Origin of the sequence: Paenibacillus graminis (assembly GCF_000758705.1) — a bacterium.
Taxonomy (GTDB): domain Bacteria; phylum Bacillota; class Bacilli; order Paenibacillales; family Paenibacillaceae; genus Paenibacillus_AQ; species Paenibacillus_AQ graminis.
Map to the genome: position 1 here is coordinate 5,548,641 of NZ_CP009287.1, position 13,533 is coordinate 5,562,173.

The following is a 13,533-nucleotide window of genomic DNA, read 5'->3' on the forward strand; positions in this document are numbered from 1 at the left end:
CAAGGGCTACATTCATAATGAGCACTTTAAGAACCTGACCGGTATGCTGCATACGGTTAGGTTTTTTTGTGCACATTGTTTACCTCTCCTCAACCAAACTGCCCGATGGACCTTCAACAACGGCATTTCCGCCGTTGTTTCGCTGCAGACTGCCTGGGGGTCCTTCAACAACGGCATTTCTGCCGTTGTTTCGCCGCAGACTGCCCGATGGGCCTCCAACAACGGCATTTCTGCCGTTGTTTCGCCGCAGACTGCCTGGGGGTCCTCCAACAACGGCATTTCTGCCGTTGTTTCGCTGCAGACTGCCTGATGGGCCTCCAACAACGGCATTTCTGCCGTTGTTTCGCTGCAGACTGCCTGATGGACCTTCAACAACGGCATTTCCGCCGTTGTTTCGCTGCAGACTGCCTGATGGACCTTCAACAACGGCATTTCCGCCGTTGTTTCGCCGCAGGCATCTTTCGGACAACTCAAACCAAAGCTATTGCTCCTAAGTTTTTTATATACATTTTACCTATTTATCTATAATAGAAAAATCAATAAACCTAAACAAACAAGGACAAATAACATAAAACTAACAACAACAACCAACGACCAATAACCAATAACATCAACAACCAACGACCAATAACATCAACAGCAAAAAGCCTGCCCAAAACGCATATCAGCGCTGCGGACAGGCTCTTTGCTGTTCACTTAAACCAAACGACTAGCTAGGCCCCCAAACGAAGCATGAACATCTCCAGGCCCAGCACCTTGTCGATGGCACCGGTCTTCATCTGGTAATCCAGATCGGCCAGGAAGCTGAGGATCTGCCGCAGGCGCTGGCTCTCGAACTTGTGGGCCTGTTCACCCGCCAGCTTGACGGCATACGGATGCAGCCCCAGCCCGGAAGCGATCTGGCCTTGCGAGTAGCTCTGGGCAGATAAATCCTTAACCTGTAAAATAATCCGGAACTGCCTGGCAATCAGCGAGGCAATCTTGATGGGCTCCTCCCGCTGCTTCAGCAGCTCATAGAGCGTATTGAGCGCCTTGTCGAGGCGCAGATTAGCGATATCCTCCACCAGTGTGAACACATTCTGTTCCGTCCCGCGGTGCACCAGACTCTCAATGGCTACCGCGTCCACAATTCCGCCTTTGCCGGCGAACAGGCACAGCTTGTCCATCTCTGCCGACAGCCCCTGCAGCCCTGTTCCGGCATTCGCTACAAGAACCGCAGCGGCTCCCGGTGCCGCCTCACAGCCCCGGTCACGCACACCCTTTTCGACCCAGCGCAGCAGCTCCTCTGCTCCCAGCGGATTGAATGCCAGCACCGCACCTGCAGATTTGACCGTCTTGACGATTTTTTTGCGTTCATCCAGCTTGTCATTGTTGACCATGAAGACGATCACGCTGAACTCCGCCGGATGCTGCATATAATCGCTGAGAACCTCCACTCGGTGTTCTATCTTGGCACTATCCTTTCCTGCGGTGAACAGAGAGGCATCGCGCACCAGCAGCAGCTTCCGCTCCACCATGAACGGCACAGTCTCCGCTTCCTCCACAACCGCCTGCACCGGCGTCTCGGAAAGATCAAAGGGAATGACTGCAAAATCCCGGTCCTCTTTGGCTATCAGGTGCTCCTCCAGAAAGGCTGCAAATTCATTCATCCGGAATTTCTCGCTCCCGTACAGCACATAGAGCGGCGAAATTTTCCCTTGTCTGATGTCTTTAGCCGCCGCTTTGGCATCCATCACGCCACTTCCTTCTCTTTTCAGTCTCTGATTATTGTAACAAAAAGCGTGGAGCATACAAAGTCTTATATCTGCGCAAAAACGGAGCAACTCCGGCAGCCAAGGCCAAAGTTGCTCCGTTTCCGCGGCGCATCTATATAAACGACGGAAGGAAAAGCTCTAGAAACTTTCCGACCGGCGGTCATACCGATGGTTCTCACGATCCTTGTATCTCCTGTTCTCTTACCTTAGCATATTCTAATGCCACATAAAAAGTTCCACTCTGCGATTATTTTGTAGACGCTGCCGGGTCTGGAGTAGGCGCAGGTGCTGTAGTTGCAGCAGGAGAAACCGTCTGCGAAGCAGAAGGAACCTCAGGCGCAGCCGAATCAGGCACTGTATAGGTCTTGGTAATTTCACTGCCGTTTTGGGTCGTCACATAGGTGAATTCACGGCTGTCCTCCGACCACCCGCCGGAAACCCATTCCCCCTCCAGGGGAAGGGAGGTCAGCGCCGTCCTGTCGTCTCTGGAAGCACCTGCCGGTATGGAATAGATTACAAGCTGCTGTCCCGCAAGCTCGGCGTCAAAACGTCCATCCGGCGATGTTGAAGGTGAAGCCGCAACCATTGCGGGCATCATGTTCATAATACCCAACTCTGAAGGAGAAGGCTGGATATCATTGCTGGAGTTCGTTTCACCGGCCTCCATTTTCCCTTTCTTGGGCGCGCTGTCCTGTGCACTGGTATCTCCGCTGGTATCTGGACTGCTATTATTTGCATTTTCCCGCGCAGCAGGTGTCGCAGCAGCCTTGTCAGGCTTCTCCGTCTGTCTCTTCATGGTGTCCGGCTTCTTGGTTGTGCTAGGCGCCACAGCCGGAGCATCCTGAACCGGTGCCTTTGATGGAGCGACCCGTTCCTCCGCCCCGCCGGAAGGATTATTGCCGCTGGCTGAAAACATATTATCCTGCCCTGTATTGTCCTGTCCTGTGGTGCCTGCCGCACCATCTGCGCTGTCCGCTCTGCCTTCCTGGCCCGCCTCCTGGGAAGGTTCAGTGGACACTATACTTTTTTGCAAAGAAGAACCTGTATCTGCACTCTGATTGAGCGCCTGGTCGACATCCGCCGCCGGCATGCTCTCAGGCATATTGAAAATAGCAATCAGCAGGATAATTGCCGCAGCCACTGCGCCAATGCCTGTCCGTGCCGCCATTGAAGATCCCTTGGGAGGTTTGCCATGGCTGCTTTTGCGAGAGAGCGGAACGACATTGGATTCATCGGTGCTCGTCATGACCGGCTCCTGAACGCCGCGGTCCAGTTCATCAAGCCGTGGCATGATCGAGTCAACCAGACTGAAAGGGGGCTTCACGTCCGGCAACTGCTCCAGCTGCCGGGAGAGCGTGCTCAGACGGTCATAGACATCCGCGCACGAAGGACAATTGTCGATATGACGGAACATTTCAATCATTTCTTCTTGGCTCAAATCATGATCCAGATAGCGGTGCATCCATTCCATCACCTCCGCGCATTTCATCCTGATACACCACCTTTCTGATACTCCTGAAGTCTGTTCTGCAGCTGCTGCCTGGCTCGGAACAAGTACGATTTCACCGTGTTCAGGGGCAGATCCAGCGAGTCTGCAATCTCGTTGTAAGAAAAATCCTGCAAATACCGCAGAACGATTACTGTCCGGTGATGTTCCGGAAGCTGGTCAATCGCCTCACGTATATCCTCCGCCAGGTAACCGGACAATACTTCACGTTCCACATCATGTTTATCCGGAAACACCATTTCATGTTCGTCAATGGAAACTGTAGGTTTTGTTCTTCTGAACTTGTCAATGCATATGTTGGTCACAATCCGCTGTACCCATGTCTTGAACTGGGCCTTTTCCTCGTAGGAACCGATTTTGGTATACACGCGGATAAGCGCCTCCTGTGAAGCATCCAAAGCATCCTGCTCATTATGAAGAATGTAGAAGGCCGTCTTATATACATGTCCTTCAATTTCTCGCAATAGGGTGATTAGAGCGTCGCGATCGCCCGCTTGAGCGGCTCTGATGAGTCCCTGCTCCACCACGAAGGTTCCCCCTCTCTATGCAATCTTACTGACGCGCAAGACTGCGAAATTGTTGCAAGCCTATAATCATTATTTTTGTTAATGCATAATCCTTACTAAGCATACAGGGGAAGCTCGAATCATTCAAATACTCTTTTAGTGAAGATCGTTACAATAATGAAATCAGAAAACATGCAAAACAGCCGGTTGCACCTTCTTCAGGTGAAAACCGGCTGTTGTTCAACCAAACATTTTAGAATTTTTGTCACTTAAGCTGAATTTTAAGCGCCTTTGATTTCCTTGAACTTCGCCACATATTTGGCGGCCAGCTCGGTGATCTGGTCGTAGCGTCCTTCCTTGGCCGGAGCGGTCAGGTTGCCGCCGATGCCTACAGCGATACAGCCGTTCGCGATCCATTTCTCCATATTGTTGAGATCCACACCGCCGGTAGGCATAATGTTCACATGCGGCATTGGCCCTTTGACAGCCTTCACGTAATCCGGCCCGAAGGCGCTGCCCGGGAACAGCTTCAGCACATCCACGCCCAGCTTCAGTGCTTCTTTCATTTCATTTAATGTCATACAGCCCGGCATATAAGGGATACCGTAGAGATTGCACATTTTGGCGGTTTCTTCTTCAAAAGAAGGGCTGACCACAAATTCCGAACCGGCCAGAATGGCGATTCTTGCGGTAAGCGGATCAAGCACTGTACCTGCGCCGATTACCGCACGGCTACCGTATTCAGCTACCAGGCGTTTGATCGCCACGTCGGCATCCGGAGTTGTAAAGGTAACTTCAATGTTGTTGAGTCCACCTTCAATACAGGCAGCGGACATTTTAACAGCATCATCGGCATTGTCGGCACGGATTACAGCTACTACACCAACGGCTGTAATGTTCTGCAATACTTTTATTTTTTTCATCATAAACTCCCTTTCTTGGTCAATTCTCGGCATAAGAATATTTATTTAGATAAATAATTTTATCTAATTTACTAACCACAAGCCAAAACCTTCTAATAAAATAGTAATAATAATGTCTACTGGCGTCAATATATATTTATATGAGCACGTCCAAAAAGAATCACAAAAACAAAAATACCCTTATAAAATAAGACTTAACGCATTCTATGCGATTTCATAACGTTAATTTATTTCGCTGAAATGAGGGATGTCTTATTGTAGAAAACCGATTTATGTGATAATTTCAAATTACTAATCATAATTCATTTATACAGGGGTTGCATGTTTACCCTGAGGAGGAACTATTCATGAGCAAACAGCTGGATGCAGTTACATTCGGGGAACCGATGGCGATGTTTTATGCCAATGAGGCGGGCCCGCTGCACGAGGTTACTTCTTTTTCCAAGGCTCTGGCCGGGGCGGAGAGCAATGTGGCAACCGGATTATCCCGCCTGGAGCACAAGACCGGATATGTAACCAAGCTTGGTGAAGATAACTTCGGCCAATTTATCGCCGGTGCGCTGAACAAAGAACAGATTAACACCGACAGCATCACTTATACCAAGGAATTCCCAACAGGTATGCTGATCAAATCCAAGGTGCTTACCGGTGATCCCAAGGTTGAATATTTCCGTAAAAATTCTGCTGCCTCCACGCTGAGCCTGGCCGATTTTGATGAGTCCTATTTCGCTTCCGCCGGGCATCTGCATGTGACCAGTATTTCTGCAGCACTGTCAAAGACCTGCCATGAATTTTCCCTGCATGCTATGGAATTTATGAAAAAAAGCGGCAAAACCGTCTCTCTCGATCCGAATCTGCGCCCGGTACTCTGGCCGGATACAGAAACCATGGTGAACACCATCAACGATCTGGCAACACGCTGCGACTGGTTCCTGCCGGGCCACAGCGAAGGCAAAATCCTTACCGGCTTAGATACACCAGAAGAAATTGCCGGCTATTATCTGGAACGCGGCGTATCCCTGGTGGTTATCAAGCTCGGACCTGAAGGCGCTTATTACAAAAGCTCCTCCGGTGAAGAAGGGTATGTCGGCGGGTTCAAGGTTAAGTCTGTAGTCGATACTGTAGGAGCCGGAGACGGATTCGCAGTCGGCGTAATCAGCGCTATGCTGGAGAAGCTGACTGTAGCGGAAGCCGTCAAGCGCGGCAACGCCATCGGCGCACTCGCCGTGATGTCTCCTGGGGATATGGATGGACTGCCTACACGGGAAGGCCTGGAAAAGTTTATGAAAGCCAGCTTATAAGCAAGCTAAACCTCCCTCATGGTTAATGTGATTAAAGCCCTTCACAGTCTTGATCAGGCTGTAAAGGGCTTTTTGTTGTGGTGAACACTGTGAACCTTTGAGAAAAATGCTCTACTTGGTCCCTGGCGGAGCCTGCACGGATTGACCCTGCTGCAGCGCAGGCGGAAACCGGTAGGTAATCGGTACAGCAGATTCCTTATCCTCGATCAAGGAGAGCATAATTTTGGCCGCCTGCATCCCCATCTCGTAGGCTGGCTGTCGGATCGTTGTGATCGCTGGGTTGTAGATCCGGGCAAACTCGGCATCATCAATCCCGATCACGGACAACTGGCCGGGAATCGTTATCGAATGGCGGTTCGCATATTTGAGGATTTCCCCCAGCACCAGATCATTGGCTGCAAGCAGCGCCGTCGGCGGCTGCGGCAGGTTCAGCAGCCCGTCCAGCGCGGAAGCAATCGCCTCTCTGGGCACACTGCACACGTACAGGTCATTCATCGCGAGGCCCGCTTCCTCTATGGCCTTTTTGTAGCCGCTCATCCGCTCCTTGCGGGGGGTGATCGCATGTTCGCCGAGGGGCAGGGACAAAAAAGCAATCGCCTCATGCCCCTTCCCCGTCAGCTCTTTAATGGCTGTTTTGACGGCCATTTCGTTGTCGAGCAGCAGACTCTGGGTGGTGATCCCCTCCACCAGCCGGTCCATAAAAACAAGGGGATACTCCGCTTCGATCAGACGGGCGTAGGGAGACGGCTTGCCCCCGGCCGGAAAAATGATCAACCCGTCCACCTGGCGGGCTACAAGTGCCTCTACGTGGGTATTCTCCTTGTCCGCATTCTCGTCGCTATTGCAGATAATTACCTGTATGCCATGGCGCTGCAGCTCATTCTCAATCGCCCGGATACACTGGATCGACAGCGAATAATCGATATTCGCCACGATAATGCCAACCATATGCGTGCGGTTCTGCTTGAGGCTGCGTGCGAGGCCGTTCGGCTGATAATTCAGCTCTTCAATGACCTCGGCGATACGGTTTTTGGTCGCTTCGCTCATATATTTGAACCGTTTATTCAGAAATTGTGAGACTGTGCTTTTCGACACTCCCGCCTTTTGGGCGACATCCTCAATCGTCAGCTTCTTCATCTTTTCCGCTCCGCTCTATATAGAAAAACACCGGCTTCCAGAACAAAACGGCTAGGCCGTCCAGGACTGGATCGTTTTCAGTTTAGCGTTGCCTGCAGAATCCTTCGGAGTCCTTAGGCAATTCCAAGTGGAAAAAGGGTAACTAATTTGCCCGATTCCCCTGTTCTCCGCAAGTGAAGTGGAAAAAGGGTATCTAATTCCCCTCATTTCGCCCCTGCCAGAGAAATGTTGCCCAATTAAGTTTCCTTTTTCCACTTAAATCTCACGATTGTTGATTTCTAAGTGAAATAAGTTCCCTTTTTCCAACTAGCACCGCTCATCTGCTTCTTCATAAGTATTAGGTGAAAAAAAGCGGCGAATCCGGCTTATTTCTCCCCATTTGGGTCGTATTCGCTGAATTCACGCCAACTTATTCTCAACTTTATACAAATCCTATCCATAATAATAGAAAATCATAGTTGCCTATACAGTCTAAAAAGCCATACTTTTTGAACTCATCAAAAAGTATAGCTTTTTTTTAGTAAATTATCTAGTAATCATTAGTGAACTATGCGGAAGGGTTATTACTTAGGGTGTTGCGGACGGATTGATCTTCTCACCGTATTCCTGATTCCACCAGTCGTAATACCATTGCTTTCCGGTTGGCATATTAATCTCCACTGAACGCCGCTCCCCCTTTACTTCATAATGTGCCACGAAATAATCCTCTTTGGTATCTGTAGTGATTGCGCCATAATGACTCTTCGCAGGTCGTTTTTTCTTCTCCGTGGTGATGGTCCCTGTGAGCACCTGTGACTTACCGGTTGCAATGTCCAGCAGCTTGCTGTGCTTGGTGTAGCCCCCTTTTCCATCCTCAGTATAATTAACCAGCAGCACTTCCCGGCTGCGGGTCAGAAAAAAAGCATAATGCCACACATCCGACCCGTAAGTCTCCATCATTTCCCGCAGCGTCATGGTCGGCGCATAAGCCACGGCATAGGGCAGATCTTTGCTCTGCATCTCTCTCACCTCTCGCCCAATAAGACTCTTCAGGAGGCAAATGGTTCCCTCTGATTTCAGAGAAAAACTACGAAATTTTCAGCGTAAATAATACGAGAGTTATATGTACACAAGTCAAACTGCGGAGAATTGAATCTAAAATTATTTTGAAAAAATCCGGTTCTAATGGGCTAAACGAAGTCCTGTTCTCGTAACATATATAATTCCGGTGCAAATTAACGTAAATTATAATATTTTTATCTCTATTTTTATCGTTTTCTTTCGTTGATTCATGTTTAACACTGGATTATAATAACAACCGTTAAGCATTAGATGCTGTATGACACAGCAAAGCGGGGGATTGTTCTGAAAACGAAAAAAGTAACGATTACTCACATCGCCAAGGCCATGGGCCTCTCACCGGTATCTATCAGCAGGGCGCTGGCGAACCAGGCGGGAATCAGCGATGAGCTGAAAGCGAAGATTGTGGAAAAGGCCGCGGAGATGGGCTATATCAAGCCGAGGAAGCACACGCCTGCCCGTATTCTGGTGCTGCACCGGAAGCCCTATCAGCATGATAACAGCAATTTTAGTTATATGGTACAAGGTATTGAGAAGGCATTGCAGCAAGCCGATACCGACTACAGCATAGAATTTCTGGATAAAGAAAATCAGAGCCGGCTGATTCTGCCCTACCGCTTAAGCAAAGGCTTCAAGTTCGATGGTGTGATTTTTATCGGCAGGTTCAATCCGGAGTATGTCTCCTTTATTCAGCAGGAAATTCCCAATCTAATCTTCTATGTGGGCTATTCGCCTGCGTATGATTACGACAGTGTATGGTTCAGCTTCCTGAACGCCGGCTACAAGCAGTGCAAATACCTGATCGACCGGGGGCACACCCGCATTGGGTTCCTCGGTGACATCAGTGCATACCGGAACAAGGAAAAGAAAACAGGCATCACCTCCGCCCTGGAGGAGCATGGCCTGTCTGTAGAAGAATCTCTTTTTTTCGGGCGCAATGAAGCTTTCCCCGCAAGGCTGGCCGGGTTGATCTCGGAACGCCTGCTGCCGACCGCCTTTATTTGTGAGCATGATTTCACTGCTGTAGAGCTGATTCGGCTGCTTCAGAAGCACGGTCTTAAGGTGCCGGGGGATGTCTCCATTCTCAGCAGCGGTAATACGGAGGTGTCGGCTTATTCACTGCCCGCACTGACCACAATGGATCTGAATATTGAATACTCCTGCCGCACGGTCGTATCTACGCTGCTGAAGCGGATTGCCGAACCGGGGAAGCCTGCGGAAAATATCGCAATCTTAAGCACACTTGTGGAGAGAGAGTCTGTACGAACACTTTAATGAGCACTTTTTAAAGGTGGGGGATTTATGGATTATTCAGTATTGCTGCGTTTTTTCAAGGCCCGTAAATTCAGCTATATGACAGGGTTTGCGTTCATGTTCGCCGCCTCTTTTATCCAGACCCTGTTTCCCAAGGTGCTCGGCAGTGCGGTGGATCTGATGAAAGACAGCGGATTTGCGATCCGCCAGGTCATGTTCCTGGTCCTGTGGATGACACTGATCGCCGCAGCCGTCTTCGCCTGCACTTTTTTATGGAGAAATATCATCATCGCCAACGCGCGCAATCTGGAATGCTATATCCGGGAAGAGCTCGTCCGGCACTTTCTGAAGCTGCCGCCCTCCTTCTACAACACCCGCAAGACCGGCGACCTGATCGCCTATGCCATCAACGACATTTCTGCGGTGCGCATGACCTTCGGTCCGGCAACAGCCATGTCTTTTAACGGAATTGTTATCTGCTTCTCCTCGATCTACTTCATGTTCGCCACCGTCGATGCCCGCCTTACGCTGATCACATTATCCCCGCTGCCCTTCATTATTCTGCTCATGCTGTTCACTGGCCGCAAGGTCCAGACCAGGTTCCGTACCGTACAAAATCAATTCGGCGCCGTGTCTGACCGCGTGCAGGAGAATATTTCCGGAATCCGCGTCATTAAGGCTTACGTACAGGAACGTTCCGAAATGGAACGGTTCAGCGCACTGAGCAGCCGCATGAAGCAGGCCAATCTGGATCTGATCCGCGTCTCCGCTGCACTTCCGGCCATGATCGAATTCGGGTTTGCCATCTGCTTTGTGCTGGGTTTGGTCTTAGGCAGCCGTATGGTGCTGCGGGGACAGATCAGTGTCGGTGATTTTGTCGCCTTCAACGGCTACCTGAGTCTGATCGTAAATCCCATTGTGTCGATTGGGCGGATTGTGACGATTTTTCAACGCGGCATGGCTTCCCTTGGGCGGTTGCATGACATTCTGCGGATACAGCCGGAAATTCATGACCTCCCGCAAGCCGTGGACATTCAACCCGACGGTCCCGTGGAGCTGCGGCATTTGACCTTCCATTACGATGAAGCTGGGGCACCTGCCCTTCAGGACCTCTCGCTTATGCTGCCAAAAGGGCATACCCTCGGCATTATTGGCCACACCGGGTCCGGCAAAAGCACGCTCGCCAGCCTCCTCTTCCGTTTCTTCAATGTAGAACCCGGGAGGATATTGCTGAACGGGAGGGATATTAACGGCTACACCTTGGAGACGCTGCGGGGAGGTCTCGGGTATGTGCCGCAGGATACTTTTATATTCGCTGCTTCCGTGAGAGAGAATATTGTTTTTTTCAAAGACGGTTACAGCGATGAAGAGGTGCGCGAAGCCGCAACGCTCTCCATGATTGCGGATAGTATCGGCAGCCTGCCTGAAGGCTATGACACGATTCTGGGGGAACGCGGCGTCAATCTGTCGGGTGGTCAAAAGCAGCGGCTCGCTATCGCCCGCGCGTTGATCCGCAATCCCGCCATTCTCATCCTGGATGACGCGCTGTCTGCGGTCGATGCCGTCACCGAAGGGCTGATTCTGGAACGGCTGCGGCTGACCCGCCAAGGCAAAACCAATATTCTGATCTCGCACCGCGTATCCGCCGTGATGCAAGCCGATGAGATTATCGTACTGGACAAAGGCAGGATCGTTGAACGAGGAACGCATGGGCAGCTGCTCAAGGAAGGAGGCCTGTATAATGCTATCTACACCGAACAGCATGAAGACGGCCAGACAGCGTAGCCGAAAAAAACCTGAGGCTGGCGCAGTCAAGCTGCTGCTGCGTTTGTCTGCCCCTTACACCTTCCAGCTCATTCTCGCCTGTCTGTGCGTAGTCATTGTCAATGGTGCTTTGCTGATTCAGCCGCTGCTGCTGCAGCGCGTAATCGACTATTTTCTGATCGGCGGGGCCGTGGAGCGCGGCCTTAATTCCATCGGAGGGCTGGCCCTGCTCTACCTGCTGGTGTCGGCGGCAAGTGCAATTTTCTCCTATCTCCAGGCGCTGATTGTCAGCAAAGCCGGGCAGAGCCTGACTCATGAGCTGCGGGTCCGGGTCTTTTCGATTATCGAACGGCTTCCGCTGACTTACCTGGACCGCACCTCCTCCGGCAGGCTTATAACCAGGGCAACGAACGATACTTCTGAAATCAGTGATCTCTACACCGACGTAGTTATTTCTTTGGTTAAGGATGTGCTGCTGCTGGCGGGCATTGTATATGCCATGCTGATCCTCAGCCCCGGGCTTACGCTGGTCTCATTCACCGTAATTCCGGTGATTGTGTTCCTCGTTTTTTTTATCAAAAACAAAATCAAAAAGAACTTCTTCCACATGAAGCATTACATAGGACAGATCAACGGCTTCATTGCCGAAAGTATCTCCGGGATGCGGGTCATTCAGATCTTCCGCGCCGAACAGGAAAAAGAGCAGCAGTTCCTCAAACTCAACAGGGAGTATTTCAGCACGACCTTGATTCAGGTCCGCCTGAACAGCATCCTGAAGCCGGCATCAGACATGTTCCAGAGCCTGGCAATTGCAATTCTGGTCTGGTACAGTGTAGGCCGGATTGCCGGGGGGACCCTGCAGATTGGGGTGCTGTATGCGTTTACGACGTATATTAGGCAATTCTTTGCGCCGGTTTCCGACCTGGCCGACAAGTATACCTCCATCCAATCGGCACTCGTGTCTACGGAACGTATCTTTGAGCTGATCCGTGAGGAGGAGCGCCTGGAGGAGCCGGATGCCGGTCTGCCGATGCAGCGCCTGGACGGAAGGATCGAGTTCCGTCACGTGTGGTTCTCCTATAACGGGGCCGGCTGGGTGCTGAAGGATGTAAGCTTTGTAATAGAAAAAGGGCAGACTGCCGCTTTTATCGGGGAAACCGGGGCCGGCAAAACGACGATCATCAGCTTGATCAACGGCTTTTACAAGGTGCAGAAGGGGGAAATCCTCATCGACGGCGTCAATGTGAACGATATCCGGCTGGATGATCTGCGGCGCAATATTTCCGTTGTGCTTCAGGATGTATTCCTGTTCTCGGGTACGATCCGCGACAACATCACACTTGGGGACGATATTGACGACGATACTGTACAGGACGCACTGCGCGCTTCCTGCGCTGAGGCGTTTGTCCAGGGCGCTCCCGAAGGAATCGGCGAACCGGTCACCGAACGGGGAAGCACCTTATCCGCCGGCCAGAGGCAGTTAATTTCCTTCGCCCGTGCCATCGCCCATGATCCGGCCATCTTCGTTCTCGACGAAGCCACCGCCAACATCGATACCCACACCGAAAAGCTGATCCAGCAGGCCATCGACAATGCCGCGAGCGGGAGAACGACCTTAATTATCGCGCACCGGCTGTCTACGATCACAGGCGCAGACTTGATCATAGCGATGAAAGCGGGCAGGATCGCCGAATCCGGCCATCCCCGTGAACTGCTGGAACGCGGCGGGTATTATGCGAAGCTGCTGCAGGAAAGCCGGGATCATGTGTATTCTTCGTGAATGAAGAAATTGCCTCCCCATAGATGGTCAATTTCCGGTCCGGAATCCGCATATTTTCCAGGCCGGAAGGGATGAATAAAGACGATGAATACAGCTGTAAGGACTCAGAAGCTGGGCCTTGGCAATTCATTGAACATATGAGGAGGATAAACATATGGAGCAGCCCCCACAAGAGGTTTTTGGTAATTGGCAGCATGCTTTTGAAGAAGATGCCCATGGCATTGCGGTCTACCGCCCGGCTGGCAATTCTTTTGCTTCGTCCGAAGGATGTGAAAAGTTGGAGATCAGACAGGACGGAACCTTCTCCAGAGTTGTCCCCGGCCCGAGTGAGGCTCCAGATATCATAAAGGGCGAATGGGAGCAAACGAAGGATAAACTGATCCATGTCTCCTATGAATCCCCCGGCCTCGCCCCGCAACAGCTGGAAATCATAGAAAGTAAACCGGATATTCTTAAGGTGCGGAAACTCTGAACTGTCTCCGGGACACAATAAGAACCAATATAACCAGGAGTATACTAGATCCGGGTCCCCCTCTAGCGGGCAGAAG

Annotated in this window: 12 protein-coding genes; 5 read left to right on the top strand and 7 right to left on the bottom strand. The window is 51.0% G+C overall.

Annotation, left to right across the window (positions count from 1 at the left end; translation table 11 throughout):
- Nucleotides 1–12: 12 nt before the first annotated feature.
- The 5 genes from PGRAT_RS33485 to PGRAT_RS24010 form a co-directional block, all read right to left on the bottom strand.
- Nucleotides 13–474 carry a hypothetical protein gene (locus PGRAT_RS33485; protein WP_042267312.1) on the bottom strand — a complete coding sequence of 154 codons (462 nt, stop codon included), beginning with the start codon at nucleotides 472–474 and terminating at the stop codon, nucleotides 13–15.
- Between the two features lie 239 nt (nucleotides 475–713).
- The gene (gene holA / locus PGRAT_RS23995; RefSeq protein WP_042267314.1) at nucleotides 714–1,733 is read right to left on the bottom strand and encodes a DNA polymerase III subunit delta; all 1,020 of its coding nucleotides are present in this window, start codon (nucleotides 1,731–1,733) and stop codon (nucleotides 714–716) included.
- 268 nt (nucleotides 1,734–2,001) lie between these two features.
- Nucleotides 2,002–3,243 (bottom strand): anti-sigma factor family protein, encoded by a 1,242-nt coding sequence (locus PGRAT_RS24000; protein ID WP_025707658.1) that lies wholly within the window; start codon nucleotides 3,241–3,243, stop codon nucleotides 2,002–2,004.
- A complete protein-coding gene (locus PGRAT_RS24005) occupies nucleotides 3,240–3,788 on the bottom strand; it encodes an RNA polymerase sigma factor (RefSeq protein ID WP_025707659.1) in 549 nt (182 codons plus the stop codon). Before PGRAT_RS24005 ends, PGRAT_RS24000 begins: the two co-directional genes overlap by 4 nt.
- A 260-nt stretch (nucleotides 3,789–4,048) precedes the next feature.
- Entirely contained in the window at nucleotides 4,049–4,690 is a 642-nt protein-coding gene (locus tag PGRAT_RS24010; RefSeq protein WP_025707660.1) for a bifunctional 2-keto-4-hydroxyglutarate aldolase/2-keto-3-deoxy-6-phosphogluconate aldolase, read from the bottom strand.
- A 347-nt stretch (nucleotides 4,691–5,037) separates the two neighbouring features.
- On the opposite strand from PGRAT_RS24010, the gene PGRAT_RS24015 reads away from it, so the two are divergent.
- Nucleotides 5,038–5,991: a sugar kinase gene (locus PGRAT_RS24015; protein ID WP_025707661.1), complete on the top strand. Its 954-nt coding sequence runs from the start codon at nucleotides 5,038–5,040 to the stop codon at nucleotides 5,989–5,991.
- A gap of 111 nt (nucleotides 5,992–6,102) precedes the next feature.
- On the opposite strand, the gene PGRAT_RS24020 is transcribed toward PGRAT_RS24015, so the two are convergent.
- Nucleotides 6,103–7,128: a LacI family DNA-binding transcriptional regulator gene (locus tag PGRAT_RS24020; protein ID WP_025707662.1), complete on the bottom strand. Its 1,026-nt coding sequence runs from the start codon at nucleotides 7,126–7,128 to the stop codon at nucleotides 6,103–6,105.
- Nucleotides 7,129–7,695: 567 nt separating this feature from the next.
- The gene (locus PGRAT_RS33895) at nucleotides 7,696–8,127 is read right to left on the bottom strand and encodes a hypothetical protein (protein ID WP_025707663.1); all 432 of its coding nucleotides are present in this window, start codon (nucleotides 8,125–8,127) and stop codon (nucleotides 7,696–7,698) included.
- Between the two features lie 312 nt (nucleotides 8,128–8,439).
- Between PGRAT_RS33895 and PGRAT_RS24030 the strand changes: the two genes are divergently transcribed.
- From PGRAT_RS24030 to PGRAT_RS24045, 4 genes are all read left to right on the top strand, one after another.
- Entirely contained in the window at nucleotides 8,440–9,462 is a 1,023-nt protein-coding gene (locus PGRAT_RS24030; protein WP_202903656.1) for a LacI family DNA-binding transcriptional regulator, read from the top strand.
- 27 nt (nucleotides 9,463–9,489) lie between these two features.
- Nucleotides 9,490–11,226 (top strand): ABC transporter ATP-binding protein, encoded by a 1,737-nt coding sequence (locus PGRAT_RS24035; protein WP_042267316.1) that lies wholly within the window; start codon nucleotides 9,490–9,492, stop codon nucleotides 11,224–11,226.
- Nucleotides 11,183–12,985, top strand: coding sequence for an ABC transporter ATP-binding protein (locus PGRAT_RS24040; RefSeq protein ID WP_081954766.1), 1,803 nt, complete (start codon nucleotides 11,183–11,185; stop codon nucleotides 12,983–12,985). Before PGRAT_RS24035 ends, PGRAT_RS24040 begins: the two co-directional genes overlap by 44 nt.
- 154 nt (nucleotides 12,986–13,139) lie before the next feature.
- Nucleotides 13,140–13,457 (top strand): hypothetical protein, encoded by a 318-nt coding sequence (locus PGRAT_RS24045; protein WP_025703960.1) that lies wholly within the window; start codon nucleotides 13,140–13,142, stop codon nucleotides 13,455–13,457.
- Nucleotides 13,458–13,533: the final 76 nt, after the last annotated feature.

Bases quoted from the DNA above. Each gene is read 5' to 3' on its own strand.
- PGRAT_RS24040 (WP_081954766.1), top strand. From the start codon at position 11,183: ATGCTATCTACACCGAACAGCATGAAGACGGCCAGACAGCGTAGCCGA.
- PGRAT_RS24000 (WP_025707658.1), bottom strand. From the start codon at position 3,243: ATGAAATGCGCGGAGGTGATGGAATGGATGCACCGCTATCTGGATCAT.
- PGRAT_RS33895 (WP_025707663.1), bottom strand. From the start codon at position 8,127: ATGCAGAGCAAAGATCTGCCCTATGCCGTGGCTTATGCGCCGACCATG.
- PGRAT_RS24030 (WP_202903656.1), top strand. From the start codon at position 8,440: ATGCTGTATGACACAGCAAAGCGGGGGATTGTTCTGAAAACGAAAAAA.
- PGRAT_RS24045 (WP_025703960.1), top strand. From the start codon at position 13,140: ATGGAGCAGCCCCCACAAGAGGTTTTTGGTAATTGGCAGCATGCTTTT.
- PGRAT_RS24010 (WP_025707660.1), bottom strand. From the start codon at position 4,690: ATGAAAAAAATAAAAGTATTGCAGAACATTACAGCCGTTGGTGTAGTA.
- PGRAT_RS24015 (WP_025707661.1), top strand. From the start codon at position 5,038: ATGAGCAAACAGCTGGATGCAGTTACATTCGGGGAACCGATGGCGATG.
- holA (WP_042267314.1), bottom strand. From the start codon at position 1,733: ATGGATGCCAAAGCGGCGGCTAAAGACATCAGACAAGGGAAAATTTCG.
- PGRAT_RS24020 (WP_025707662.1), bottom strand. From the start codon at position 7,128: ATGAAGAAGCTGACGATTGAGGATGTCGCCCAAAAGGCGGGAGTGTCG.
- PGRAT_RS24035 (WP_042267316.1), top strand. From the start codon at position 9,490: ATGGATTATTCAGTATTGCTGCGTTTTTTCAAGGCCCGTAAATTCAGC.